21 protein-coding genes are annotated in these 25,785 nt (G+C 50.1%); 17 read left to right on the top strand and 4 right to left on the bottom strand.

Annotated elements, in window-relative coordinates; translation table 11 throughout:
• Nucleotides 1-31 precede the first annotated feature (31 nt).
• Complete coding sequence (locus VFA09_22300; protein ID HZU70019.1) at nucleotides 32-1,303, top strand: glycosyltransferase family 4 protein; 1,272 nt, start codon at nucleotides 32-34, stop codon at nucleotides 1,301-1,303.
• Nucleotides 1,303-2,802 carry a hypothetical protein gene (locus VFA09_22295; GenBank protein ID HZU70018.1) on the top strand — a complete coding sequence of 500 codons (1,500 nt, stop codon included), beginning with the start codon at nucleotides 1,303-1,305 and terminating at the stop codon, nucleotides 2,800-2,802. The genes VFA09_22300 and VFA09_22295 overlap by 1 nt, the downstream gene beginning before the upstream one ends.
• Here VFA09_22295 and VFA09_22290 read toward each other — a convergent pair.
• Entirely contained in the window at nucleotides 2,788-3,960 is a 1,173-nt protein-coding gene (locus VFA09_22290; protein ID HZU70017.1) for a glycosyltransferase family 1 protein, read from the bottom strand. The two genes, VFA09_22295 and VFA09_22290, sit on opposite strands and share 15 nt — an antisense overlap.
• Before the next feature lie 271 nt (nucleotides 3,961-4,231).
• Here VFA09_22290 and VFA09_22285 point away from each other — a divergent pair, with 271 nt between their 5' ends.
• The 4 genes from VFA09_22285 to VFA09_22270 all read left to right on the top strand — a co-directional run bounded on the left by VFA09_22285 (nucleotide 4,232) and on the right by VFA09_22270 (nucleotide 9,583).
• Nucleotides 4,232-5,989 (top strand): CpsD/CapB family tyrosine-protein kinase, encoded by a 1,758-nt coding sequence (locus tag VFA09_22285; protein ID HZU70016.1) that lies wholly within the window; start codon nucleotides 4,232-4,234, stop codon nucleotides 5,987-5,989.
• Nucleotides 5,990-6,137: 148 nt separating this feature from the next.
• Complete coding sequence (locus VFA09_22280; protein ID HZU70015.1) at nucleotides 6,138-7,664, top strand: O-antigen ligase family protein; 1,527 nt, start codon at nucleotides 6,138-6,140, stop codon at nucleotides 7,662-7,664.
• Nucleotides 7,665-7,828: 164 nt separating this feature from the next.
• Nucleotides 7,829-8,692 (top strand): sulfotransferase domain-containing protein, encoded by an 864-nt coding sequence (locus tag VFA09_22275; protein HZU70014.1) that lies wholly within the window; start codon nucleotides 7,829-7,831, stop codon nucleotides 8,690-8,692.
• Between the two features lie 24 nt (nucleotides 8,693-8,716).
• Nucleotides 8,717-9,583: a sulfotransferase domain-containing protein gene (locus VFA09_22270; GenBank protein ID HZU70013.1), complete on the top strand. Its 867-nt coding sequence runs from the start codon at nucleotides 8,717-8,719 to the stop codon at nucleotides 9,581-9,583.
• A gap of 293 nt (nucleotides 9,584-9,876) precedes the next feature.
• Here VFA09_22270 and VFA09_22265 read toward each other — a convergent pair whose 3' ends face one another.
• The 3 genes from VFA09_22265 to VFA09_22255 form a co-directional block, all read right to left on the bottom strand.
• On the bottom strand, nucleotides 9,877-11,094 hold the full coding sequence (locus tag VFA09_22265) for a nucleotidyltransferase family protein (protein ID HZU70012.1): 1,218 nt from the start codon (nucleotides 11,092-11,094) through the stop codon (nucleotides 9,877-9,879).
• Nucleotides 11,085-12,797, bottom strand: coding sequence for a Wzz/FepE/Etk N-terminal domain-containing protein (locus tag VFA09_22260; GenBank protein HZU70011.1), 1,713 nt, complete (start codon nucleotides 12,795-12,797; stop codon nucleotides 11,085-11,087). Before VFA09_22260 ends, VFA09_22265 begins: the two co-directional genes overlap by 10 nt.
• A gap of 315 nt (nucleotides 12,798-13,112) precedes the next feature.
• Nucleotides 13,113-14,372 (bottom strand): glycosyltransferase, encoded by a 1,260-nt coding sequence (locus VFA09_22255; protein ID HZU70010.1) that lies wholly within the window; start codon nucleotides 14,370-14,372, stop codon nucleotides 13,113-13,115.
• A 290-nt stretch (nucleotides 14,373-14,662) separates the two neighbouring features.
• On the opposite strand from VFA09_22255, the gene VFA09_22250 reads away from it, so the two are divergent.
• The 11 genes from VFA09_22250 to VFA09_22200 all read left to right on the top strand — a co-directional run bounded on the left by VFA09_22250 (nucleotide 14,663) and on the right by VFA09_22200 (nucleotide 25,628).
• Nucleotides 14,663-15,388 (top strand): sugar transferase, encoded by a 726-nt coding sequence (locus VFA09_22250; protein ID HZU70009.1) that lies wholly within the window; start codon nucleotides 14,663-14,665, stop codon nucleotides 15,386-15,388.
• Nucleotides 15,389-15,413: 25 nt separating this feature from the next.
• Nucleotides 15,414-15,575, top strand: a complete 162-nt coding sequence (locus VFA09_22245; protein HZU70008.1) for a hypothetical protein — start codon at nucleotides 15,414-15,416, stop codon at nucleotides 15,573-15,575.
• Between the two features lie 208 nt (nucleotides 15,576-15,783).
• Complete coding sequence (locus VFA09_22240) at nucleotides 15,784-16,380, top strand: hypothetical protein (protein HZU70007.1); 597 nt, start codon at nucleotides 15,784-15,786, stop codon at nucleotides 16,378-16,380.
• Entirely contained in the window at nucleotides 16,364-16,645 is a 282-nt protein-coding gene (locus VFA09_22235; protein HZU70006.1) for a PqqD family protein, read from the top strand. Before VFA09_22240 ends, VFA09_22235 begins: the two co-directional genes overlap by 17 nt.
• 4 nt (nucleotides 16,646-16,649) lie before the next feature.
• Nucleotides 16,650-17,753 carry a hypothetical protein gene (locus VFA09_22230; GenBank protein HZU70005.1) on the top strand — a complete coding sequence of 368 codons (1,104 nt, stop codon included), beginning with the start codon at nucleotides 16,650-16,652 and terminating at the stop codon, nucleotides 17,751-17,753.
• Entirely contained in the window at nucleotides 17,746-19,863 is a 2,118-nt protein-coding gene (locus VFA09_22225; GenBank protein ID HZU70004.1) for a peptidase domain-containing ABC transporter, read from the top strand. The genes VFA09_22230 and VFA09_22225 overlap by 8 nt, the downstream gene beginning before the upstream one ends.
• 307 nt (nucleotides 19,864-20,170) lie before the next feature.
• A complete protein-coding gene (locus tag VFA09_22220) occupies nucleotides 20,171-20,794 on the top strand; it encodes a LuxR C-terminal-related transcriptional regulator (protein ID HZU70003.1) in 624 nt (207 codons plus the stop codon).
• 193 nt (nucleotides 20,795-20,987) lie between these two features.
• Nucleotides 20,988-21,563 carry a MauE/DoxX family redox-associated membrane protein gene (locus VFA09_22215; protein ID HZU70002.1) on the top strand — a complete coding sequence of 192 codons (576 nt, stop codon included), beginning with the start codon at nucleotides 20,988-20,990 and terminating at the stop codon, nucleotides 21,561-21,563.
• A 64-nt stretch (nucleotides 21,564-21,627) separates the two neighbouring features.
• Nucleotides 21,628-21,963: a twin-arginine translocation signal domain-containing protein gene (locus VFA09_22210; protein ID HZU70001.1), complete on the top strand. Its 336-nt coding sequence runs from the start codon at nucleotides 21,628-21,630 to the stop codon at nucleotides 21,961-21,963.
• A 150-nt stretch (nucleotides 21,964-22,113) separates the two neighbouring features.
• Complete coding sequence (locus tag VFA09_22205; GenBank protein ID HZU70000.1) at nucleotides 22,114-24,771, top strand: FtsX-like permease family protein; 2,658 nt, start codon at nucleotides 22,114-22,116, stop codon at nucleotides 24,769-24,771.
• 380 nt (nucleotides 24,772-25,151) lie between these two features.
• Nucleotides 25,152-25,628 (top strand): redoxin domain-containing protein, encoded by a 477-nt coding sequence (locus VFA09_22200; GenBank protein HZU69999.1) that lies wholly within the window; start codon nucleotides 25,152-25,154, stop codon nucleotides 25,626-25,628.
• Nucleotides 25,629-25,785 lie beyond the last annotated feature (157 nt).

Raw genomic sequence — 25,785 nt, 5'->3', positions numbered from 1 at the left:
TCCTGACCGCCCCGAAGAAAGCGAGTTCCTGATGAGTGACGAGATCAAGCGTCCAAGGATTGCTTTTGTGACGCCGATGGACCCACGAGATAAACGAGCCTGGTCCGGCACCCTGTTTTATACGGCCCAGGCCCTGCAAAAATATTGTGGAGAGGTAATCCACATCGGCGCTCCGGCTCAAGGCAATTCCTCGAGCAAGCAAGCCCTTTATAAAAAGCTGCGGTTCTTGCTCAAGAAATACGCTCCTTATAATCCCTTCTTTTCTATCGGTAGAAAATATTTTGTGTGTGAATATAGAATATTTACCGCCAAAAGATATGCGAAGTTCGCCAATGCTGCCCTGGCAAGCCAATCGTTCGATGTGCTTGTCGCTCCCGCGAGTACGACGGAAATTGCCTTCATCCATACACATCTTCCCATTGTTTTGATAGAAGACGCCACTTTTGCGTCACTGCATAACTATTATCCGCAATATTCGGGCTTGCCGGAGCGCTCTGTTCGCTCTATGAATGCCCTTTCGCAGAACGCCATTAAAAAGGCAAGCATGCTTATCTATGCTTCAGCGTGGGCCGCCCAATCAGCCATCGACGACTATCATGCTGACCCGAACAAGGTACATGTTATTCCGATTGGCGCCAATCTTGAACAGGCTCCCGCGGCGGCAATCATCGAGCAGAAGAAAAAATCCGACCGCTGCCGATTACTCTTTATTGGTTTTGACTGGCAGCGCAAAGGCGGCGATATCGCTTTTGAAACCTTGCTCGCGCTGGAGCAGCAAGGAATCGAAGCAGAGCTGATAGTATGCGGATGCGTTCCCCCCAGGAAATTTTCGCATAAACATATGAAAGTTATTCCTTATCTGGATAAAAATGACGCAAAACAATATAAAGAGCTGGAACAACTGTATCTGAGTTCAGATTTCCTGCTGCTTCCTACAAGAAATGAATGTTTTGGACTTGTTTTTTGCGAGGCAAACGCGTTTGGGCTTCCGGTTATCTCAACCTTCACCGGTGGTGTCCCCGAAGTGATCCGGGAAGGCGAAAACGGCTTTCTGCTACCGCTTCATGCGCGTGGCAACGACTACGCGCGCGTGATTGCCAGGCTTTATTCGGACGAGCAAAGCTATAATGACCTGGTTAGATCAAGCAGAAAGGCCTTTGATGACCGCCTCAATTGGGATGCGTGGGGGACGGCCGCCGGCACTTTTATCATTGAGATGCTGCAGGACAGGCCAGAACAGGCACCAGGCACTGTCCCTACAGGGGCGGCAGGACAGAAAGGACCAATGAAAGGGTTACAATAATGGAAATGAAAGCATATATGCAGGGTATACTGCGGGCATCCTGGCTTATCGTGTTCTTTATGATCATCGGCTTCTTTATCTGCAGGTATATAGGGCAAAATTTGTACCCTACCTTTACCGCAACATCGACGGTTCAGGTCAATGCTTCCCTGCTGGCCGATAATGCGGACCCAACCGGTATCCTGAAAGTAACTTTCCCCAAAACTCCGGAAGGGTTAGTAGATACACCGGCGGCGGAAAGCGTTATTAGCAAACATTATCCGCGCCTGTCGAAATTCGATTTGCAGAAAGATATCGTAGTCACCTCAGACGACCTGCACCAGACGATCTTTATCAGTATGACGGATATCACCCCGGAAAGCGCGTTGAATATTGATGGGTATCTGACGCAGACATTTGTAGACACGCAGAACGCAGCCATCTTGCAGCAGGTCGACTATTACATCAAGTACCTGAACCAGCAAATTTCGAAACTCACCACCGATGCGAATAATCTCAATGCGCAAATCAGCGCGAATACTCCGCCACCGGCACCTCAAAAGCAGGCCACACCACCAACCCCTGCGCAGCAACAGACCATCAGCGAGGATCAATACCAGCTTGATCTTGACAAGCGTGCTATATACCAGGATCAGCAATCGCTGACCAGCATTCATAACACACGTTCACTCTTTTCAAATGCCTTTTTCATTCTGCAACCGCCCACGGAGTCAGGCGCAGCGACAACCGCTCCGCTATCCCCTAATATCCTTGAGCTGCTCGGCCTGGTTTTAGGGTTGCTGGCAGGAATCATCGTAATCATCTTCGCCGAGTACTTCTCCCCGTTTGTAAGGCATCGGGGAGAGGTTGAGCGACTGACCGGGCTGCCCGTATTCGCGGAATTGCCTTTTGTCTTCAAGTCAGAACTACAACAGGCGTTACAAAGTCGCAGGCCTTTTTTCTCTAAACGTGTCACCCAGTTGCAAGTGATCTGTGCGGCGATTGGAACAATGGCTACGCGCGAGAAAGGCAATACCATCCTGCTGACCAGCCCGCGCAAGAAACGCGAACTGGCGGCAATACTCGGCAGTACGCTGGCACGCAATGGATACCGGACCTTGCTCATCGATCTAGATCATGAACAACCGGCACTGCAAAAGCAAATCCGCCGCACAGGACCGTGCGAGCTGATTACCAATAGTGGTATGCCGCTCAACTTTATCAACAGAACGGATGATGAGCACCTGTTCTTGCTACCGGCAAGGGCGATGATTGCGCAAAACATGCCTTTGACAAATGTGGCGCTGGTGCAATTGCTGCCAGAATTACAGGAAATGTTCGATCTTGTGATCATCGATGCGCCGCCACTGGATCATGGTGATGCGCACCTGTTCACAAAGTATGTGAAGCAGATATTCTTGCTGGTGAAGAAGCGTCGAGACAGCCTGACATCGTTGAAGCAGACGCAGGTCCTGACGCAAGAACTGAAACTGACGATGCAGGCGCTACTGGTGGCCTGATACGGAAGGAATATTTATTCCCGCCGCTATGAGATAGGCATTCCTGGTCATTTCAGCCGTCCTTTCCCAGGAGAAGCGCGATGACCAGGAGTGCCCTTTTGCGATCATGCTCGCTCTCAGTTGCTCGTCCTGCAACACCTTTTTCATGGTAGCGGCAATTTCCGAGGGATCAAGTGGATCGACAAGCAGGGCGGCATCGCCTGCTACTTCTGGCAATGAGGAGGTGGTTGAAGTAATCACCGGGCAACCGGCCATCATTGCTTCAACCACGGGCAGCCCAAAGCCTTCATATAAGGAGGGAAATACCAGGCAGGTAGCCATTTGATAGAGGGCAATCAGTTCTTCGTCCGATACATGGCCTGGGAAACGAACGGTCTCTTGCAGGTCGGACATATAACCAAGAATATCGTCACAATTCCATCCTTTGCGTCCAACAATAACCAGCGGCGGGCACGAAGAACCTAGCTCTTTTCTCAGCCTTGCATAGGCATCGAGCAATGTTACGAGGTTTTTACGCGGCTCAACGGTTGAGACCGTGAAGAAGTAGCGAGCAGGAAGTTCATAGCGTGTTCGAACCTCGTCCTTAAAGGAATCACTGCATGCTACAGCAAAGGCGGGCCGCGCCGCCTCGGGAATGACAGAAATCTTGGAGAGGTAACGTCCACCCAGGAAATGCGCGATCTCTACTTTTGCATGCTCAGAGACGGCAATCACGCGCGAGCAGGTGCGAGTACCGCGTGCCAGCAGCGTGCGGAAGTAGAGGCGCCCATGCAGTGTTAAAGCGTCAGCATAACGCCAGGGTCCGGCATCATGCAAGGTCATGACGGTGCGCGGCCCGAATGGTTGAATGTATGGAGGGGGAAACGAGGGATAATGGATCACATCCAGGCGCAGGCGCGGCAATACGCACGGGAACCAGAATTGCTTGATGACGAGTTCATTCGTCGTCGGGCAGATCACAGCATCAAACGAGTCTTGCAGGGGCACGAATTCTGGATGAATTTCGCGCGCAAAAAAGAGGACGTAGCGAATATGCGGCTCGCTTTCCGGCAGCAAGAGCAGGTGTTTGGCAACTTCTAATGCGTAACGAAATATTCCGGTAGGTCTGCGCCAGATTCCGGTAAGGTCAATGCCCACGCGTAGTGATGTTTCAGACATGGCTCGAGAACGCTCCTTTCAAGTTTGTCCCGTATTGTAGCAGGGCCTGATGTGCTTGAGAAGAGCAAAGGGGTTACGAACGAGTTGAGACCAGGTTGTAAAGATGGCTATACTCATCCCGGCAAGGCGCGAGAGAGGGGCATAAGTTGGTTAAGAAATCTTAAGAGCAGTCACAGAACATCAACCTATTCTCAACTGTCATGTTCTTCCGATACTTATTAGTAAACGAGTACCATAGGCCCTGGATGATTATGAAAAGCACAACTATTGTATGTATAAAGACAATATTTTTGTGAATGGAGAGACAAAGAAATTCCAGGTATCCGGCCTGGAAAAGGCTTTGACAGGTGAAACGATGAAGAACAACTTTGAAGTAAAGCAACCCGATTGGCGAGGCAGGATCAAGCGTTACACCCGGTTTCTGGCGCGGTGGGGCTGGTTCATCTTGCTTTCGATGATCTTGACAACAGCCTATACCTATTCCTTACCGGATGGTACTGCTCCAAGTACTCCATCCGGCCACAACACACCGACAAGCACGACGACCTCGAAGGCTCGTGGCACCGCATTATTCACGTCGAGTTTTGTTACGCCCGACTCGTATCAAGCGACGCTGCAACTTGAGGTGCAACTTCCTTCCACGATGGGCTTAATCGCGGACAACCTTTCTACTACCCTCTACTCCAAAGTCTTTCTTAATCCCGACACGCTCAACCTGGCGCTTCCCAAGCTCCAGACCTATCCACAGTTCAAGGACTTGCAGCTCTATGAACTACAAGGAATGGTTTCCACGACCGCGGTAACAGGTACGCGAGTGTTGCAATTAACGGCGACGGCGACCTCAGTAGATGATGCTAAGCTGGTTGTGACGACCGTGTACCAGGCCTTCGTAGCAAATTTTCACGCTGAGCGATTGAATTTAATCAATGGCCTGCTGAAAGCACTGACGAACGAGTACCAGACCATACAGCAAGACGCAAACACTTCAAAAGCAGAAGTTGACAGTCTGGCCGCTTCAGGACAGGCCAATACTTACCTGGCGCGTTCGGAAGCGAATCTGAACAAAGATCAACAACAGCTGCTGGCTACTATCAGTTCACAGATGCAAGCTCTGGAACAATTGAAAAACAATGGCAGCACAGAGATTCTTGTGCCATATGATATCCAGCCCCATATCACAACCATTCCTGGCTCAGAATCGACGCGAAACCTGCGCCTGGCGCTATCGCCCATCATAGGGCTGCTTATGGGATTGGGAGGCGCGTTGCTGGCCAGTCGTTTTTCGCGGAAGCTACCGCTGCGTGGAAAGAAACGAGACCAGATATTGCCGCATATCCTGGCGTTCATTCCTGTATTGCCAGGTGTAAATAATGATCGATTGCGCCCCCAGGCTCTACGAGAGACAGCATCTGAGACGCTACCACTGCTGCGCAGGCTTCGCTACCAGGCAGGCGAGTACGAGCATCGAATGCGAGTAATCACCGTCACAAGTCCAATAGGCCGCGAAGGAAAAAGTACTGTGGCGGCGAGCCTGGCTATCACAGCGGCTCAGAGTGGATTGCGGACCATCCTGGTCGATGCCAATCCAGAGCATCCTGTCCTGCATAGCTGGCTGCAAATGCCTAATTCGGCAGGCACATTGGATGCTATTCGCGCCTTATCTACAGGTGTGGTTGGCCCTTCTCCTATTCTGGCCACGAATATCGTGAAGCTTGGCTTTGTGCCAATCGGAACAACAGCTCAACAGAAAACAACCGGAACCGCGGGAGAGGCGATACGTATCGATGGGCTGGAACCTTTTACCGAGTTGCTCTCAAATCAGGCCGACCTGGTCATCTTTGACGCTCCATCGCTGCTGAGCAACACCAATACAGTCAACCTGGTCACACTTTCCGATATTGTCTTATTGATCGTTGATGCGAAAAGAAGTAACAGTACAAGAGTACTTGAGGCAGAGGAACTGCTTGCAAAATTGGGAGCGGCCTTTGCCACAGTATTAAACAGGGGCGACCGCGAAAATTTGGAATAGGGTTTCAATCAATCCCTAACAGGTTCAGGAAAAGGGCTGGCTCCGGCTGCTTTCCCCAGGCATGTAGGGGCGCACCCTGGCGGTCGCCCGCCAAACCAGAAGCGGTCAAGGGCAAATGCATTAGACAGTAAAAGTGAGGATTGTTGCAGTGATACAAAATAAATCTTCTTCTCAATCACCGGTTTCGGTGCAGCTGCCGCCTGTGGCATTAACAATTACGCTCGTTCTCTATCTCATCATGTCTGTAGCTATGGCTTACGTTATGCCCATATTGCCGGTGCTGGGGATAATAGGAGCCATCATCATCAATTTGATCGTCCTTTTCTTTATACGGTCTCGTTTCGCCCTGCCGCTGTATGTCGTGGCAGCCGGGCCTAGCACAGCGCTCGCGTTTTCCAGTAGTGGCATCCTTTCCCGGCTATACATCGGTGACCTGCTGTTTGTCTTCGTATTTTTGATCTGGATTCTGCAAGTGGTTCTCCCAGAGCGCAAATCGGGGCGTGTATTGCTGACGAAGACGCTGCTGGCGCCCCTGGTTGCTTTGATTCTGGTTGGGCTCATATCCATCATTTACTCACGTCTCTATCCTGACCCCAATGTGCCTTATACCTACCCGCACTCTAACGTTTCGATTACGATCACTAACCTCTCTGAAATGTCGCTGCTGATCGGTTTACCCATGTTCCTGCTGGTCGTACCCGGCCTTGCGCGTAAAGTAATGGATGCCAAACTGGTTACCTATGCCTATCTCGTTGCCGGAGCAATGTACACCATTGGGACGATTATTGCAGGGCCGCTGGGGCTTTTCTCCAACAAGCATATTCTTGGGTATGCTCGTCCGCTGGTCTTTGGCGAGTCCTCGAGCGGACTTGGCACGCTGATCGTTCTCTTTGCCAATATTGCCTTTAGTAAAGCGCTCTATACAAAGAACAGTACAGCTCGTATATTATGGCTTCTCCTGACGGTCTTCTATAGCATCGGCGTCATCATGGCTTTAGGGCGTGAGGCCTGGATCGGGCTATTCCTCTCATCATTTATCATGCTGGTCATTCGCACCAGGAATCCAACAGCACTTTTGTTCCTGCTGGTCCCTCTCGCGCTGTTGTTCATACCAGGGGCAACGAACTTCTTCGATCCAACGCAGGTGTATGGTTCTGATCGCCTGAAAATTGCGCTTGATGCCATCAATATCTGGCTGAAAAGCCCTATCTTCGGCGTAGGTGCCGGCAACTTCCAGTTCTTTGACCGCGTTTATGGTACCGACAAGGTAGGAGTTGCGCACAACCAGTTCCTCTCGGTGCTGGCGGAAATGGGGGTTCAAGGTCTAATCTGCCTGCTGTGGCTCATTGTGGCTGTAGGCTATGTCAGCGCCAAATACTTCTTGAAATCAAAGTCAGACCTGGCCAAGTCTGTCGCTCTTTCGTCTATAGGCTTCTACATCTCTATTGTCTTCGGTAGCCTTTTCACCGGTATCTTTATTCCGTCAGCCGCCGCTGGCGGTGGAACGGCAGCCTTCGTAGAGGCTTCATATCGCTGGCTACTGATCGGACTCGTGCTGAGTATACCTAACTGGGATAAGGAGGCGGTGCTGATCGAACAAAAAGCATCGGAGGCAGACATAAAAGCGGCGCAGCAGATTGAAGAGGGCGATCTCGCCAATGCGATATGGGCCTGAGTTTCAATCCCTATCGGGAGGTCGGGAAAGCGCCTGCAGCCTGCCGCTTCTGTTTAAGGGAAGTACACCACCGCAATCCGAAAAGCTCAAGCGCAAAGACATCAGGATGGGGCGACCATAAGATGCGCCCCTACAGATAAAAGGAGATCTTTACATTGAAAGCAATGAATACCATACAACCGATTAAAAACGCCGCAAAATCGGCAGAGCGATTCTACCGGGTCGCCACCAGTCCGATGCGGCTCATGCCTGATTTTATTATTATTGGCGTGGCAAGAGGAGGAACGACTTCCCTTTATGAGTACCTCATCGACCATCCTAATATTGTTGGCGCGTCGAGAAAAGAGATCCATTTCTTTGATAATCAGTACCAGAAAGGCCTGAAGTGGTATCGAGGACAGTTCCCGTACAGCATGCAAAAATACTATGCGGAACGTGTTCAGAAGAAGGATTTTGTGACGGGCGAGGCCAGCCCATATTACATTTTCCATCCCCACGCCGCGCAAAGGCTGAAGAAAGCGCTGCCCAATGTCAAGATGATTGTCCTGTTCCGCAATCCAATCGAAAGAGCTTTTTCGCATTACTGCTGGGAAGTAGGCTGGGGAGATGAAACATTATCGTTTGAGGAGGCCATCGAGCGCGAGCAGGAGAGAATAAATGTGCCCGAGCAGGAATTGGCACAACGCTACAGCTTTAATCACCAGCACTACTCCTACCTGGCGCGCGGCCTGTATGCTGACCAGCTCGAAAAGTGGTTCAGCCTGTTCCCGCGCGAACAGTTTTTACTACTCAAAAGCGAAGATATGTATAAAGACGCTCCCTCGATCTATAAGCAGACGCTGGAATTCCTGAACGTGCCTTATTCAGACTCGAAGGCCCTCAAGACGGAGTTCAAGCAATACAATAAGCCAAAATACACACCGCCCAAAAAGATGGACCCGGAGCTAAGGAAACGTCTCGTCGATTACTTCGAACCCCACAATCAACGCTTTTATAAACTGGTGGGCAGAGATTTTGGTTGGGATTGATAGACAGAAAAGGAGTTCATGGCCGTGAAGCTGTTTCATGACACCAGGGTATACGCGGATAATTTTTTTCGTGCCGCCACTAACCCTATACGTTTGATGCCGGATTTTATCATCATCGGCGCGCAGAAGTGTGGCACCACCTCACTCTATAATTACCTGATTAAGCATCCGAATATCCATTCGGCGGCGACAAAAGAGGTTCATTTCTTCGATCATAAATTCGGGAAGGGCTTCTGGTGGTACCGGGCGCACTTTCCTACGATGCTGGAGAAATATTACACTGAGCATATCGCAAAGCGCGATTACATCACCGGCGAGGCTAGCCCGAGCTATATTTTTCACCCGCTTGCGCCAAAAAGAGTGGCACAATTCCTTCCCAATGTGAAGCTGATCGTGCTGCTCAGAAACCCGGTCGACAGGCTCTACTCACAATACCGTCACAAGGTGGAACGAGGCAAGCACGAAAAGCTGCCGCTCGAGGAAGCCATCGCCCGCGAAGAGGAAAGAATCCAGGGAGAACGCGAAAAAATAGCGACGATAAAAAATTACGTCAGCTTCAACTACCAGCATTTTGCCTATAAAGCGCGCGGCAGGTATGCTGAACAGTTGGAAGCCTGGTTCGCCCTGTTTCCACGAGAGCAGTTCCTCATTTTGAAAAGTGAAGACCTCTACTCCAACCCGGGAGAGATCTACAAGCAGACGCTGGAATTTCTGAACGTGCCTGCCTTCGAGCCAGCAAGCCTGAAAAAAGGCTACAAACAGTACAATAAATCAAAGGAAACGCCTTCTAAGATGAACGAGGCCATCCGCAAGCAGTTGCTCGCATACTATGAGCCATATAACGCGCAACTGTACCAGCTGGTCGGTCGAGATTTTGGTTGGGACCATTGATCTTCTGGTGACTATCCAGAAAGTGAGTAGAGATTCTTCGCTTCACTCAGAATGACATGCCCCCGGACTTGTCTAGACTGTCCGGGGGCATGTCATTCTGAGTGAAGCGAAGAATCTCCCGTGCGAAATTGTGCAGCGGCCACGACTTCCGTCATCCAGCCCACTTATGGGTAATCACCGTTGATCTTTACTACACCAGCATTGGGGATGCACCCCCGAACACGCGATAGAGGCCACTTATGGGTAATCACCGTTGATCTTTACTACACCTGAATCGATATCATGCATTATGTTTATATATGTTGAGCTCTCTTTCTTCTCGGGCGATCTTTAAAATACGCTCGCAGCATGAAGAGAGGGTGCAGGGGATAATAGAGCCAGAAAAGGCGCACCGGCAAACGCGAATGCTCCATGTAGAGACGCCCGAGGTGCGTTGGGCTGGGGAAACAAACTCGGAGCATCACCTGGCATAAGGCTGGTTTATCATCCACCATCAAGCGCTGCACTATTTTGCGCTCGTGATGTAAACCTACGTGCAATAAAGCGCTGAAATCATTCCCTACAAAATGCGTGACCAGGTGGCGAATGAGCGCAGGAGGGGCAAATTGCGCAATTTGAACCTGTTCAGGCAGTGAAATATGAAATACCGCCTGGCACCACTGCACACAATAGTAGACGGTGGATAGCAACCCTTGTTTTTTCGCGATAGCATACGCTTTTTGCCAGTCGATGTCACCGGCATGGCGCAGGAGCAATACAGTGATATCGTACAGCCAGATCAAACGGCTGAACGAGTGAGAGCGAAAATGCCAGCACAGGTAGAGCAGCAGGTCCTCAAGTCCCATGCCATACACATTTACACCCTCAATTGTGATCGGCCGGGCGCGTTCCCAGAGTTCAGTGGCTTGAAATGAGACACCCATTTCATTTTGATGTGGCGAGGTATGAATCTCGAACACGATGTAGCCCGCCGCGACTTCCTTCACATACACGAAGGCAGCGCGCTGCCGGGAAACGCTTTCAAAGCGATACTCTTGATGGTAGCGATAGCCAAGGCCTTTCAGCAATTCAATGGTCGCGGCCAGGTTTTCTGGGCGTACCATCAGATCGACATCGGTATAATGGCGCAGTTCAGGATGCCGGTATAGCGTCGTCGCGATATCGGCACCCTTCAAAACCATTACCGGAATGTGCGCATCGGTGAGCGTCTCGAGGACGCGTTTCACTTCCCAGCTATACCACAGGTTCAGCAGGCTACTTTGATAATAGAGATCACGTAGCCGCTCATACTTTTTAGAGCCAACCCTCTGCAACAGAGCTTCAGATGATAGCTCCTTCATCAAAAGTGGCAAGCAGCCCTGCAAAATACTCGAGCCTGATTCCAGAGAAGCCGGAACCGGGATGTTATCCAGCCCTCCGTACATCGACTCGAGTACATCCCCTACCCGCGGCAAGCAATCCTCTTCACGTACCGCGTCCTTGGGGCTCGCGGAGGCGAAACTTATATCCATCGTCCCAGCTTATTGACGATGAGACCTGAAATTTTCACCCCCGTGCTCAATAGTTCGTCTTTCGTGGCTTCCACCTGTCGCATGCGATCACGAGTGGCATCGACTACCAGATACGTCTGATCGCTCAAGCCACCGAGGATATGCGCCTCAGCATAGGTAAGAGCCGGGCAATCAATGATCACGTAATCGATAGGACGAGATGCCCAGCGCAGGAAATGCTCCATCGCCGGCATGCTGAGCAGGCTGGCCGGGTTTGTGGAGGTCTTGCCCGCCGGCAAAGCATACAGATTCTGGATGCTGGTAGAGACAATATAGCTATCGAAAGGGAATTTATCGGAGATGTCAACGAATTTTTGCTCAGATGCGCCGTTCGAATTGGAACTGGAGCGCTGCTGGTGAATCTTCACCACAGGCGTCTGATTGGGCTGGACGCCGGCAACCCGGCGCGTTTCCATCATAGAAACCGCTGCCTGCTGGGTCATCTCGACAGGTTCCTGAGCGGATGCCGTGAGATTCATCTTCAGATTGCGCAATTCCTCCAGCATTCTAGCCAGACCTGCATCATTGGGAATGCCCAGGCGTTTGTGCTGTACCGGATTATGCAAATTGGCATCGATCAACAATACACGCCTTTTACTCTGAGCCAGCAAAGCCGCCAACTCCGAAGCCACGCAGCTGATGCCCGATTGAGGTCTCTGAGCGGTTATCGCGAGGATATGCGCGCCTTCATCTTCGGCGTGAAACAGAACATCCGCCATCATCACACGGCAATCTTCGCCGTATGGCCTCTTCGATTCGATGACCTTCAGTAAGGGAGCGCTTAGTGGACTGGGACTGGTCCAGCGCAGTGAACCTAACACAGGTAAAGAAGTCTCTTTCTGCAATCCATATGCGCTATTGACGCGTTTCACCATCTTCTCAAGGAAGAAAATGGACGCCAGACCGAGGAGGAACATCACCACCAGTGACACCGGCCCCAGTGGCAAGACTCCGGTGATGCCCGATGGTTTAGTTGGCACAGTGGCCGTCTGCACTACTGTAAGCGGTTGACCATACAGCGCCTGGTCCGTTACCAATTGATTGTATTGATTCTGATCGGTGTTCAGGCGGTTTATATACTGTTGTTGCTCATTCTGTAGTTGTTGTTGTTCTGCTACATTAGCCGGGGTAGGTTGCTGACCAGGAGGAGTTTGGCCTGCAACTGCAATAATCTGATTCTTCAGATTATTGATCTGATTCTGGTCGTTCTTGATACTCGCTTGCAGCAGACTGAGTTGCTGTTCGGTCTGTGCTTTGATGTAGGCATTCTGACTGGTTACGAGTATCTGCGCAAGCGCGTTTGCCAGGCCGGCCGCATCTTTGCCATCGGGGAGCGAAACCTGAATTGAAATACTGTTCGATTTAGTGTCAGGAGTCACGACCAGTTGTTTAGTTCCTATGGATGCAGGATTTATTTTAGGGAATTGTTTTAGCGCCTGGCCCAAAACGGAATCGCTTGATACCAGGTTGGCATAAGAGGCGACCGGCTGGATAATGATCCCACGAGAGCCGCCGTTCAACTGCACGAGAGAAGTTGCCTGATACTGTGGGGGAAGTATGGAAGTTAATACTTTCCCCAGCACATATCCTACGATTAAGAAAATTATCAGAACCCAGGACCAGCGCACCAGGGCTCTCACTATTACACTTAAATTAAGGTTCATTGATAGTTGTCCCTCCTAAGAAACATGTCTTGCCTTTCATTACATCCGTAGGATTAAGTTCACATCATTATAACGGTGCATCCTCGCGGAGTACTAAACAATAGCCACTTTGTCCGAACTGCTGGCAAGCATAGCAGGCTTTCGCTGAGTTCAATGGTAATAATCGGTTATGAATCGGTTACGAAACAGGATAACTGGTTAACATTTCATAATTGCTGGAACGGATTACAGGTCAAAGGATTGCTCTTCAGATTCCCACATGGTCATGTGGCAGGAGAGCAGAAGCTGTACCTGGTGAACCGAGAGCCATAGTACTTATGTATAAGCCGGCTGCGACAGATGCTCTCCTTGATCGCGAGTTGTGGAAATCATGCTATACAGGTTGCTGAGCATGTTGGAAGCCGCCACCCAGCTATGATATTGCTCTACGTAATAGCGACCGGCATTGCCCAGGTCTTGAGCCAGCTGTGGATCCTCAAGCAAGCGCAGCACCGCTTCCGCGTAGCTCTGCGGCTCATCCGCTATCAGCAGGTGTGTCTCGTGCTTGACCTGCAAAGAACGGCACGATCCAGGTGTAGCCACGACCGGCGCACCCATGGCCAATGCTTCCAGCACTTTGTTCTGCATACCCGCTGCCACACGCAATGGAGCGAGGGCGACCGAGGCCGACCCCAGGTAAGGACGGATATCCGGCACATAGCCCGTTACCGTAATCCGTTCGTCAGAACTGAGATCGCGTACTGCCTGCGGAGGGTTGTTGCCAGCAATGGTAAGCCGGACCTGGGGGCGTTTGGCCCATATCTGCGGAAGTATTTCACGGCAGAAATGCAGGATCGCCTGTGAATTTGGGTAATAGTCCAGTTTGGCACAGAACACCAGCGAATCCTTCTCGCGCGGGGCAACCGGCGGCGTGAAATACTCTATATCCACACCATTCGGTACCACTTTGACATGCGATGGTTCTTCTCCCAAAGCAATCAGGCAATCACGATCATGACTAGAAGTGATTATAACCTGATCGAATGCTGCCAGCGATTGGCGTTCATAACGGCGCATCTTTTGTAATTCGGAGTAAATAAATGCTCTTTTGAGTGGATTGCGCGCCGAGGCGTATTGCTGCTGGAGATACCACGAAATGCAGTCAACCGAATCATATAAGAGGGGAATATTTTCCTGCGCCAGCATAGCCCGCAGGGCCGGCGCAACCTTAATCAATTCGCCATGAACGACTTCGATATGGCGCTCGTGAATCACCTGCTTGATGCGCGCTATAAAGGCCGGAGATTGATAATAGGCGACGCGCAAGGGCGTGAGCGTGGGCAAAGCGAGCAAGCAGTTCTTGTAAGCCTGGGATTTAGACAATGGCACAAGATCGACCGAAGCGCAATAGTTTGCCACATCCTGTACCATCTCCCGCTCGTACTCGTCACAGAGCAAGGAGACGAGCGAAATTTCATGGACGGACGAGAGTGACTTAATCAGATTAAAGGGCCGCACGCGAATACGCGACGGCACGTAAGGGGTAACGAACAGGACACGCATCGCAAATCCTTTCAGGAAAGCAATCTTCATCATATCTATCTTCATCATATCTATCTAAAGAATCGGTCAGGAATAGCGTATCAAAGAGGAAGAGCAGGGATGGTTGGATGGAGGTTATAAAAGTATAAAGATTGGGGGAAACTGGTTAATTCTTCTTAACGTGGGGGGAAACGCGCGAAGCCGCTCAAGAACTTGAGAGAAACCTTAACCGGTTTGAAATATTCACAATCATATCTTAACTCTTTCACTACCGACAAGCTGTACTGCGTCTGCTAAACTGTAGCCGTCGAGGGGAAAAAGTCAAATTAAGGAGAGGCGTTTGAATGGAACAAATAACGGTAACCATACCTAAGCGTGCGGATGAAGGTCCAGCTTCTCAAGTATTAGGAAACCTGAAAACGGGGGCATTCAATACTGAACCCCTGACGACCATTATTCGCGAACCATCACTCGTCTATTTCATGCTGAAACGTGTGACCGATATAGTTCTGGCGCTGATAGGAATAGTGGTACTGCTGCCGGTATTTCTGACGATTGCCGTCTGTATTAAGCTCGATGATGGGGGAGAAATACTACATTTTCGCGAAATCATCGGGAAACAGGGGCGACGATTCCATGCCCTCAAGTTTCGGACAATGATTCATGATGCGGATGGCTACCTGGCAAGACACCCGGAATTGATGCGGAAATACCAGCAGAATATGAAGCTGGAACATGACCCACGGATCACGCGGGTGGGCAGATTTTTACGCAAGACCAGCCTTGACGAGTTACCACAGCTGTTCAATGTTCTAATTGGGCAGATGTCTCTGGTAGGGCCGCGTATTATTCACCCGAGCGAACTACCTCGCTATGGCAAGTATGCCCAGAAGCGGCTCCTGGTCCAACCCGGCATTACAGGCTTGTGGCAAATCAGTGGGCGGCAGCACATCTCTTACGATGAGCGCGTTCTGCTTGATATGCAATATATCGATACCCGTTCTTTTATTGTCGATCTTGCTATCCTGGTAAAGACGTTGAAGGTCTTCATCGTCCATACAGGAGCATAGCAGGAGCTAGTTGGAGGAGAAAAGTATGACTACTCATACCACTCGTGCTAAGTACCAGGCTCCAAAGCTCGAAGTAAAGCGTCTTCGCGACCTGCCTTCGGCACTTGCAACGTCTGGCTGTCGCATGACCCCGAGCAAGCAGCAACTCAGTTGCTCAACCTCAGGTACACAAGGCGGCGATAACTAAGCAATCGTGACCCATCAGCAATATGGGTAGTCAGGTGGATTCGGATATCCATCCACCTGAGTTTCTGTGAACATACGCAATCAAATGTCCTACGCTTTGATGGGACTGGAGGTTCGTATGTTCTCTTTTTAATTGCCATTCGTTTTATTTTCACGATACCCTGCCAGATGATTTTTCTTGATTGCACTATATTATGGAAAATGTAAAAATGTCTGGGAGCCAGACCCAAAAAAGAGAGGCCGAAACGCTTGCTTCCCTGTATATCGATGCATTACGACAGGGTGAGGCGCTCTGGTTCCGTGTGGCGAGTGGCAGCATGGATCCGCTATTACGCGTCGGCGATGAGGTGCGGATTGAACCGGTAGCTGCTGACAAGATCCGGATAGGACAAATCGCAGCTTTTGAGACGGATGAAGGACTCGTTATTCACCGCATCGTTCGATATCAACAAACCGGTTCCATGATCCGATTGTTAGAAATGAGCGACGTTCACCTGCATCCACGTTGGGTTGAAGGTCAATCGGTGGTTGGGCGCGCTATTCTGGTACGTCGTACCACACAATTGATTAATTTGCGACATCCTATAGCCCAAATGTGTGGCTTTATTACCGCTCAGTTGCGTTACCGGCTCTATCGTCTATATACTTTCAACAAGTTCAATGCAGGGCGGCTGTTTTTGCATGGATTGTCACGCATCGTTGTCTTTGCTTGTTACTGGTGCGTACGCAGTTGTAGTGCTTTTTGTGGTCATAAGTTAAACGTAGAGAGGCAAGCCGAGGAGATATTCAATGTTGGTCAGGAATGAAAAGGTACTATGGCGCGAGCTAGATGGCGAAGCAATTCTGCTCGATCCGCGCGAGGGTTGTTCTTATAATCTGAATGTAATCGGCACATTGATCTGGAAATTGCTCGACGGCAAACATACGGAGGCCGATATCGCCGCCGTCATCTGCGAATCCTACGAGGTAGATTTTGAGCAAGCCCTCCACGATGTGCAAAAGCTGCTCGATGATCTGCGCGCCAACCAGCTTCTGAGTGATGTTGCTGCTCCATCACATACCACTGCATAACAGTATGCCTGAAAAGATACAACCGGCAGTATTTGAAACGACGATACGCGAGATGTTGGATAGCAGCCGCCTATTGCGCAAGGCTTATTTCTTCCATGACATTCGCGTTATCTGTCAAACCAATCATCCCACGATTCTGGCCATACTTGACGAGATGCTGGGTATGTTTGCCCCACCGCGGCAGGTACGGGGCGAATTAAGCTATTACGTGCTTTGCTATGAGAGCGGCGGAATTTTTCCTGTCCGGTTACCGCATACAAGGAGAAGGGTGGATACCATTCGCCTGCTGACAAATACACAACTCAAGCACTACGCGAGCATGGATAATACGACCGAGTACCAGAGCTACAGGGAGCTACGTCCAATCAATGGCAATGCGCTCAGCGTAATGAGTCGCATGGAGCCTGTTGCGCTTACGCAGCTCGAGATGCCCGAGGCGTACCAGGGAACGTTCCTGCGCCGCTATGTATTTTTGCTGGCGTTGGGACAGGTACTGGGTCAATTCGGATTTGAGCCCTGTCACGCTGCCACCATCACTGCTCCCGGGAATTGCAGGCAAGGAGCTTTGATTATCGGTGCATCTGGCAGTGGCAAAACGACACTTAGCCTCAGCTGCGCTCTCCAAGGATATGGCCTGTTGGGAGATGACCTGGTAATGCTGTGCGAAAGTCGGGACGACGAAGAAATCGAAGCATACACAATCACACACGAGGTTTCAGTTCGCTCCCATACGCTTATGTTGCTCAAAAATCTCTCCTTCTTGCGCGACTACCCGGTCGATCAGCGTGATAAGCGTTTCTTAAGCATCGAACAGGTGCGAGCAGGAGCTGCACGTTTTCAAACGTCTGTTCGCCTGCTGCTGTTCCCCTCATTGACAGCGGAGAATACGAGCAGGGCCAGGCTGCTCAGCAAAGCAGACACGCTGCGTATGTTGATTGACATGTGCATGAGTACAGGAAATAACGCCTTCTATGCGCAGGAAAAACTATTTCACCTGCTCAGCCGGCTGGCCGAGCAAGCGTCCGGCTATCAGCTTGAAATCGCGCGTGACACCAACGATGGCCCGCGGTTGATACAGTCACTTTTTGCAGGTGAGAGCCATGATTGAAGAGCAGGCGCCCCAAACACCCACCAATACACCGCGCCCCGTCCGACTGATCGGACAGACGAATGACTCTCATATACCGGAGACGCCACCTCTTCTCCCCGGTCTTGATGATTTCGAAATCGAAGCGTATGACACGCTCGAGATGCCTGTCGTCGAACCGATAACCAATGGACATAGGCCACGAATAGCTCAAGACGGCTTTCAACTGGCCGATAGTAGTGGTATGGATAGAGAAATAAGCGCATACCCTACGGCGAAGATGCAGGTGGCAAAACCGGCAGAAGCTAAGCCCATCAGCATTGAGCAGGCCAGACGACCCATCTATGCCAGCACCGGCTATGCCAGGAGATTGGAAAGGCGTCAGAGGGCCAGAGAAAAGAAGCTTAGCTGGAAGGACCTGCGGCAGTTCGGGCAGTTCGTCGTTCCTTTTAAGTGGTACATTGTGCTTGCCTTTTTCCTGACGGTCGGTGTGGGCCTTACTGCCATCCCGCTGCCATTCATCTTTCGTACCATGCTCGACCAGGTGTTCCATTCGCACGATATCTCGCTGTTTATCTGGTCACTGGCTTTCCTGCTGGCCGTCTTCTTATTAGAGGAAGTACTGAGTTTCTTCAACCGCAACGTGCAGGGGTCGCTGAGCCGGGCAACCAACCTCAATATCACCCATAAGTTCTACAAGCACATGCTGCGCCTGCCGCTTTCATTCTACCAGAGCACCGCCACTACTGGACAGGCGTTGAGCCGTCTCAGTGAAGTCACATCCGCGCAGCAGACGGTCATCCAGGTATTGCTCGACACCGCGGTCAATATCGTGCTGGTTATCATCTATACGGTGGTGTTATTTTTGACAGACTGGCGGCTCACGCTGGTAGTTATAGCAGTTTCGCCTTTCTACATTGGAGTAAGCCTCTATTTTAACCGGCGTGTGCGCCAGCTGAGCCGCGAGGTGCTGGAGAGCTACGCGGTGATGAACGGGGCCATGTATGAGGGTTTAACGGGCCTCAAAACGGTCAAGGCGCTCGCGGCAGAACACCGTTTTGGCCGCATAATCAAAAAGCTGATCATGCATACCAATACGCTCTCCTTCAAACGCACGATTTTTCAATCCGAGGCGAACCTGATGATCGGAATCGTGCAGGCGCTGGCGGTGATCGTGATATTGAGCTTCGGGGGCTACCTGGTGCTGACGAATGGCCTGACTGCCGGCGCGTTGGCGGCATACATTCTGATCCTGCGCCAGCTTTCCTCGCCCGTCACGACGTTGAACGGCGTTAACCAGCAGCTACAGGCGGCGGCAGTGGCCATTGATCGCCTGTTTGAGGTGCTTAACTATCCCGAGGAGGCCGATGCCGAGAAAGGTATCCAGTTGCCCAATATACAGGGCCATATCACCTTCGAACACGTCCATTTTTCGTATGTCCCTGGCATCGAAGTATTGCACGATATCAATCTCGCGGTGCAGGCCGGTTCGACGATTGCGCTGGTTGGACGCAGCGGAGCCGGTAAGACGACGATTGCCAACCTGCTGATGCGCTTCTATGCTCCCGATAGTGGGCGCGTGACTATCGACGGATACGACCTGCGCGAGCTGAAGATCGAGAGCCTGCGCAGCCAGTTCGGCGTCATCCTGCAGGACGACTCGCTCTTCAGCGGCACCATCGAAGACAATTTGAAGTTTGGACTGCTACGCAAGGTTTCGCAGGAGGAGATGGAGGAGGCCGCGCGTAACGCCAACATCCTAGACTTCATTCAATCACAACCGCTCGGCTTTCAAACCGCGCTGCACGAACGCGGGCAGAGCCTGTCAGTTGGCCAGCGCCAGCGCATCGCCATAGCGCGCATGTTCCTGCACCAGCCCAAGATATTGATTATGGACGAGCCATCATCCGCGCTCGATAACGAGTCCGAGGCCTTAATTCAACAGGCGGTGAAACGCCTGACCGCCGGGCGCACGACGTTCATCATCGCGCACCGCCTCAGCACGATCCGCAACGCCGACCGCATTGTGACGATTGACGATGGGCGCATCGTGGAGCAGGGGACGCACGATGAATTGCTGGCCAGGAGAGGTGTGTACTGGCATTTGTATAATAGTTACGGGCGGATGTAAAGATTCTTGTTACTATTTTTAGGGCGATTGCCGTCTTATTTATTCCGCTACCTCTTTGTCGATTTCCTCTAAATTGTGTGTATTTCCTGCAATACATTTGGCATGATTGGCGTCTTTTAGAGGGAAGAGCAATTTCAGAAGTTTCCTCGTTCGTCTTTTCGATAAGATAAAGAGAACTCAAGTACTTGCGAATGTGCTTCATATTGGATATATTTTTTATAGCTGACTTCTATAAAACCATTGTACTTCCTTATAGTGGAACTTACGCCATTGTTGCCGTTGATGAAAAAGGCTGGAGCAATAGTATATGAGTCTGCGCATCTTACTTGTAGTGCCTCGTAATTGCACCGGTACACAGCTACAGAAACTGATCAAGACGTTTCCCATTGTTGAGGGTGTCGATATGGTAGCAACCGAAGATGAGATGAAAAACTATCTTGGAACCTGCTATGTCGATTTCGTGATCATCCATCAAGCACTCGTTCAGGATTTTACTCTTCTGCCGCATAATCATTATCTTGTAATAGCCGACAAAATAGACAAACAGATATTGCTCGCCGTTCGTGATCATGGTGGACGAGGGTATCTTCTGGAAAAGGGGGCACAAGAGATGATGCAAAGTATTATTACTATTGCAATAGGGAAGGAGGAAGCCATGTTTTTGCTTGGGCCCTATCTTTCGTTCGAAGTACTCAAGGCCCTCGACGACGACAAGTTCCTCGCTCCTTCCACGCCTGTTCATCTTAATAAGCTTACTCCCCAGCAAAAGCAGGTCTTCTATTTGTTGCATGAAGGTCACAGCAATCTCGAGATTGCAGAGCGACTCTGTATAAGCTGTGGCTCGGTAAGATCATATATCTCTCGCATTGTTCATAAGCTTGGGATTACACACGAACAGATTCAGCATCTCCAATTACCAGAGGATAAGTGATATGAAATTGATCCAAACGCAAAAATATTGTGCCTTCATCTCAAATTTCTTTTGCCGCTAGTAGAATATATTGCAACAAAATTGCAACGCTTAGGGGTAGAAATCGATAAAACCAGCAGCTATACTTATCTATGGCAATTTTAAAAGACCGGCGAGATCGTATTGAGAATCCGATTAGCGGGGAGTCAGGAGGATGTTTCTGGTGGATATCAATGCTATTCGCTTATTTATTCGCCTGTTACTAGGATTGATCCTCTTGAGTGTTGGCGTAAGCAAATTATTGCACCGATCTCGCTTTGAGAGAGGAATGAAGGAATACCAAATTCTGCCCGGTTTCCTGGAATCGAAGTTGGCTCTCTCTACCGTATTGTCATTCTCTATTCCACTAGCTGAACTGGTGGCTGCATTGGGTCTGATTAGCGGCCTGGTACTCCTGCCTGCCACTATTCTGGCCCTTGGCATGTTTCTTGTGTTCAGTGGGGCTATTATCATTAACCTGGTGCGTGGTCGTTCTGATCTTTCCTGCCACTGTGCAGGTGCGCTGGGCGATCACCATATTTCCTGGTGGTTAGTAGGACGCAATGGAGTGTTTGTGGCAGGCTTGCTTGTGTTATTGCTGACGCCTTCTGATTTGTTTACCGTAGAAACGTTCGTTCGTAGTCCGTCCTTGTTGAATGGAACTTTTTTGAGTGTAATAATTCCAGTCGTACTTATTGTAGGGGTTATTCTTCTTACCGTCGTGTTGATCGATTCTGTGCGCAGTCTATAGCGTTCTGAGTAGTGTGAAACGGTTAAACAGGCTAACATCAGGTCACGAAAAAAGGAGAAATTCGATGGCAGAAAATCACAATGAACTTGAACAAGTTCATGAGTCAACTTCCTCAAGACGTACATTCCTTAAGTGGATAGGCCAGGTTGCAGCTGGAGCATCAGTAGCAGGTATTGGTTTCCGTACAGTCACTCCTCTATATGCTCTTGCTAAAAACAAGCCTTTCAATTGCATTGACTGCAGCGGTTGTACTGTTATTAGTTGTTACCTGGATTCCAGCTGTGTTGGTAATCCCTATGGCCCCCTCGATATCTATTACAAACAATATGTGGGCTGTGCGCCAAATTGTATGACCCGTTACTACCATGCTTGTCAAGAGAACTGTGATTCTCCCTGTTAACAACGCTTCTTTGTCGATAAATAGGAACCGAAGATGTGATGCAGCGGGAGATGAAAACAACATAGGAAAAAGCCACGCCACTGACGAGAAGTATAGCACCGAGAAGCCTGGGAGCTTAAAGAGCACGGATGGACATAAGAGGAGTAATACATGTGGTTGTTAATGGTTCTCACGCTCAAGCGGCAGGCCGGTCGGAGTATGCTTGCCGGTAGTGGCTTTCTCCTGGCTGCGTGTTCTCTCATTCTCTTAAGTGCTTCTACCCAAACAACTGTCATACGTGCTAGCCAGATTATTAACCAGAACTGGCGACCAACATATGACCTTGTCGTTCTGCCGCCACAAGCGAAAGTTCCTGCCAACAAAATCATTCCGGCAGATCTGCTTGAGGGTTACGATGGCGGCATCAGTCTACAACAATATATGCAAATTAAAAACCTGCCAGGAGTTACAGTCGCTGCTCCCATTGCCTTTATCGGATACGCGAAGTTGCCAGTACCATTAATTCAATTTACTCCTACTCTGCCAACATCGGGCTATTATAGGATTGACTGGACGCTGCTGGCATTTAATGGCCAACGTCAAATTATTGAAGATCATAAAACGACCCTCGCTGACCTGGAGGCTAACTGTGCCTCTGTACCACCCGGAGATGTACAACAGGCGCTCATTCAAAATGGTATTGAATTCCAGTGCGGCACTGCTGCTTTCCTCTCACTTGATACCGGAACATTCCTCCTGGCTGCTATCGATCCGACAGAAGAAAATCAGCTGGTAAATCTCGATAAAGGCATCGTTAGCGGACGCATGCTTACAGAGAAGGACTCCTTACAGGTTGATCCGCGTTTACCATCAATTCGGCTTGGCGGAAAACCGGTACCAGTTTACGAGGTTCCGATGCTGCTTGACCAGCAAATGCCAGGCCAAATCACATTACATGCCATTTTCACCCACGTTGCATCAGACACACTATCACCTCAAACAGTGCTGGCAAAAGGGGGAAGCCGTTACCTTTCACATCTTCCCGCACAACAGGTACTTTATCAAGGAAATGTGCCACTTGTACAGAATGATCCACAGCGTTTCTCTTTCTCGACACTTGTCTGGGATGGGCACTCCTGGCAAAGTAGCGATCCGGCAAATTCTCCTGATGTAGCCTTGAATTTTTCTTCCAGTCCTTCAGGTCTGACATATCAACCTGCTACGCCGCCTGCAGGTAATGCCGGCGTGGCCTACGAGGCTATACCTCACGGGATACAAGGGCCTGAAGCAGCTTTCCGTACATTGAATCCTTTATCACTCGTTCAGGAACAGGGAGTCAAAGCTTTCTACAGTTTTGACCCTATTGGTAGCTTTTCCGGCAACAATATAGCTGCTCAGTTTAGCAATCCGCTCAATTGGCTACCCGAGAATACCTATACTTCCCCTCTAGTAACCCTGCGCTACGATGCACAGGGACATCCTGTCCCCCCTACATCACTGTTACCTACTACCAACCCTGCTGGTTTTGTGCTGCAACCTCCCCTGGCAATAACCACTCTAGCAGTAGCAAGAGAACTGAAAGGCGAAGATTGTATTAGCGCCATACGAGTACGGGTCTCGGGCATAAACACTGCCAATCCCGATAGCTGGAAACGTATCCAGCAAGTGGCTCAGCTCATTGAGCAGCGTACAGGCCTACATGTATTAGTAACGCTCGGTTCCACTCCGAAGCCTGTACTTGTTTATATTCCAGGTGTGCGTCAGGGGCAGTTCGGAGCTACACAAACTATTGCTCCGGTAGGTTGGATAGAGGAACGATGGATCGATATTGGAGCAGACATTGTTTATCTGCAACAATTGGATGAGACACACTTGCTCCTGCTGACTACAATTTTGCTTGTATGTCTTGCTTACCAGGTAATCACCCTCAGCGCTCTTTTTACATTCCAACGTCGTGAGCTTACTATCCTCACTGCACTGGGCTGGCCTCCCTGGCAACCCATTTTTCTTTTTCTGGCACAGGCTTTTACTCTAGCTGCTACTGGAGGTATCCTCGGCATGGGATTGGCATTGTTGATAGTAGTTCTGATCGGAGCCAGTCCTCCCTGGATTATTATTGCTTGGGCTTTACCAGTAGTACTTAGTCTGGCATTGATGGGTATACTCTATCCATTATGGCAACTCTGGCACATGCGACCTGCTGAGGTACTGCGTACCGGGACAAGTATTACGATACATGATACGAGGCTACTCACGGCCAGACTGATCTGGCTTTTCCCGACCATTATGGGCCTGGCGATGCGCAACCTGAGTCGCTCGCGTTTGCGCACGCTTATTGCCCTGCTCTGCCTTGGCTGCTCGGCAGCCCTGCTGATCGTGATGCTGGCAGGTCTGCTTGCGCTACGAGAGGCATTACAAGGTACGCTCTTAGGAGATTATGTGCTACTGCAAACAGCAGTACCCCAACTGACGAGTGCGCTGTTTGCCCTCGTGCTTACTTTCTTGAGTGTAGCAGACTTGCTGTTGTTACAGGTGCGAGAAAGACGACTAGAGATCGGTTTGCTACTGGCAATTGGTTGGCGTTCAGGGCTCGTGCAGCGTCTCTTTGTACAAGAAGGGATAATTCTGGCTCTACTAGGTGCTATACCGGGTGTGCTGATCTCCCTATGGGTGTTGGCAGTTCAGCACCAATCTCAGAAAACGGTGCCAACTCCATTATTTGCAGGCAGTGTTATTCTTGTCCTCATGTTGGTAGCCGCCCTGGCAACGCTTCCGGCCTTGCGAAGCGTCAAGCGCGTACCGGTGAGTGAGGCCTTGCGAGCAGCATAGCTCTATTCTTATACTCGACATATAGACCCTTGTCCACCAACTCTACAAGCGAGCCAAGAGACTAAAGAGGGGATACTTAAGAATATGTACAACCTACATATAGCTGAGAAATAAATAGAACTCCGATTTTCGCACATATGCCGCATAATAATTGCAACGAAATTGCAACGTGAAACAATAGCAATTGATGCGTCCAGTAGTTATACTTGTTTTAGGAGAATTTAGTAGATGGCCAAGAGCTAGAGCCAGGGAGGTGCGCTATTCCGACAATCTGGATGGTAAGTATCATTGCACTATGGGTACTGGTGATCTTTGAAACGGTGCTGCTGATCCTGTTATTACGTGCTATAGGCCAGATACGGCAACAAGGAGGTCTGGCAATGCCTGGTATCTCTCAGACATTTGCCCATCATGGCCTTCCTATTGGCACAATGGCACCAGATTTTATCGCGAGTGATCTTGACGGAGCTACCAGGCAATTGACGGACTTCCACAGTAGATGGCGAGTCCTGGCATTTATATCTCCTGGGTGCAGTGCTTGCCAACATGTAATCGGCACCCTCAATAGGTTTAAGGAGGAGCGGCCAGACATAGCTGTACTTATCATTGGGGCGCCTGATTGCCAGCTAAATCAGACATATGCTGCCGAACACCAGGCTGCCACACCTATACTGACGCCTCAAGAAAATCTGGCAAACGAGGTCTATCTTGTGAAGAGTGTCCCATTTGCCTACATTCTTGATGAGACCGGTGTGATTCGTACCAAAGGGGTAATGAACGAGCGAGAACATCTCAACCAATTGTTAGCTGAAGCTCATGTTCCTTTACTCGCATCACGATCAACCAAAATTCTGTAGCTGTCACCGTTTTGTCTTATCACAAAGAAAGAAGAGGTAACAACCTATGGCAAACCCATTACATCATATCGAATTGCCGCGTTCACGCCGCAGTCTACTAAAGTGGTTAGGCCAGATAGCGGCAGGCACCGCTGTAGCAGGTCTGGGCATACTAAAT

This window comes from Ktedonobacteraceae bacterium, assembly GCA_035653615.1.
Taxonomy (GTDB): domain Bacteria; phylum Chloroflexota; class Ktedonobacteria; order Ktedonobacterales; family Ktedonobacteraceae; genus DASRBN01.
The sequence above is the reverse complement of the archived record's forward strand: the minus strand, read 5'-3'. Positions and strand labels throughout refer to the sequence as shown.

Coding starts and splice junctions, on each gene's coding strand:
- VFA09_22300 (HZU70019.1), top strand. CDS start 32: ATGAGTGACGAGATCAAGCGTCCAAGGATTGCTTTTGTGACGCCGATG.
- VFA09_22295 (HZU70018.1), top strand. CDS start 1,303: ATGGAAATGAAAGCATATATGCAGGGTATACTGCGGGCATCCTGGCTT.
- VFA09_22290 (HZU70017.1), bottom strand. CDS start 3,960: ATGTCTGAAACATCACTACGCGTGGGCATTGACCTTACCGGAATCTGG.
- VFA09_22285 (HZU70016.1), top strand. CDS start 4,232: ATGTATAAAGACAATATTTTTGTGAATGGAGAGACAAAGAAATTCCAG.
- VFA09_22275 (HZU70014.1), top strand. CDS start 7,829: ATGAATACCATACAACCGATTAAAAACGCCGCAAAATCGGCAGAGCGA.
- VFA09_22265 (HZU70012.1), bottom strand. CDS start 11,094: ATGGATATAAGTTTCGCCTCCGCGAGCCCCAAGGACGCGGTACGTGAA.
- VFA09_22260 (HZU70011.1), bottom strand. CDS start 12,797: ATGAACCTTAATTTAAGTGTAATAGTGAGAGCCCTGGTGCGCTGGTCC.
- VFA09_22255 (HZU70010.1), bottom strand. CDS start 14,372: ATGATGAAGATTGCTTTCCTGAAAGGATTTGCGATGCGTGTCCTGTTC.
- VFA09_22250 (HZU70009.1), top strand. CDS start 14,663: ATGGAACAAATAACGGTAACCATACCTAAGCGTGCGGATGAAGGTCCA.
- VFA09_22245 (HZU70008.1), top strand. CDS start 15,414: ATGACTACTCATACCACTCGTGCTAAGTACCAGGCTCCAAAGCTCGAA.
- VFA09_22240 (HZU70007.1), top strand. CDS start 15,784: ATGTCTGGGAGCCAGACCCAAAAAAGAGAGGCCGAAACGCTTGCTTCC.
- VFA09_22235 (HZU70006.1), top strand. CDS start 16,364: ATGTTGGTCAGGAATGAAAAGGTACTATGGCGCGAGCTAGATGGCGAA.
- VFA09_22230 (HZU70005.1), top strand. CDS start 16,650: ATGCCTGAAAAGATACAACCGGCAGTATTTGAAACGACGATACGCGAG.
- VFA09_22225 (HZU70004.1), top strand. CDS start 17,746: ATGATTGAAGAGCAGGCGCCCCAAACACCCACCAATACACCGCGCCCC.
- VFA09_22220 (HZU70003.1), top strand. CDS start 20,171: ATGAGTCTGCGCATCTTACTTGTAGTGCCTCGTAATTGCACCGGTACA.
- VFA09_22215 (HZU70002.1), top strand. CDS start 20,988: ATGTTTCTGGTGGATATCAATGCTATTCGCTTATTTATTCGCCTGTTA.
- VFA09_22210 (HZU70001.1), top strand. CDS start 21,628: ATGGCAGAAAATCACAATGAACTTGAACAAGTTCATGAGTCAACTTCC.
- VFA09_22205 (HZU70000.1), top strand. CDS start 22,114: ATGTGGTTGTTAATGGTTCTCACGCTCAAGCGGCAGGCCGGTCGGAGT.
- VFA09_22200 (HZU69999.1), top strand. CDS start 25,152: ATGCCTGGTATCTCTCAGACATTTGCCCATCATGGCCTTCCTATTGGC.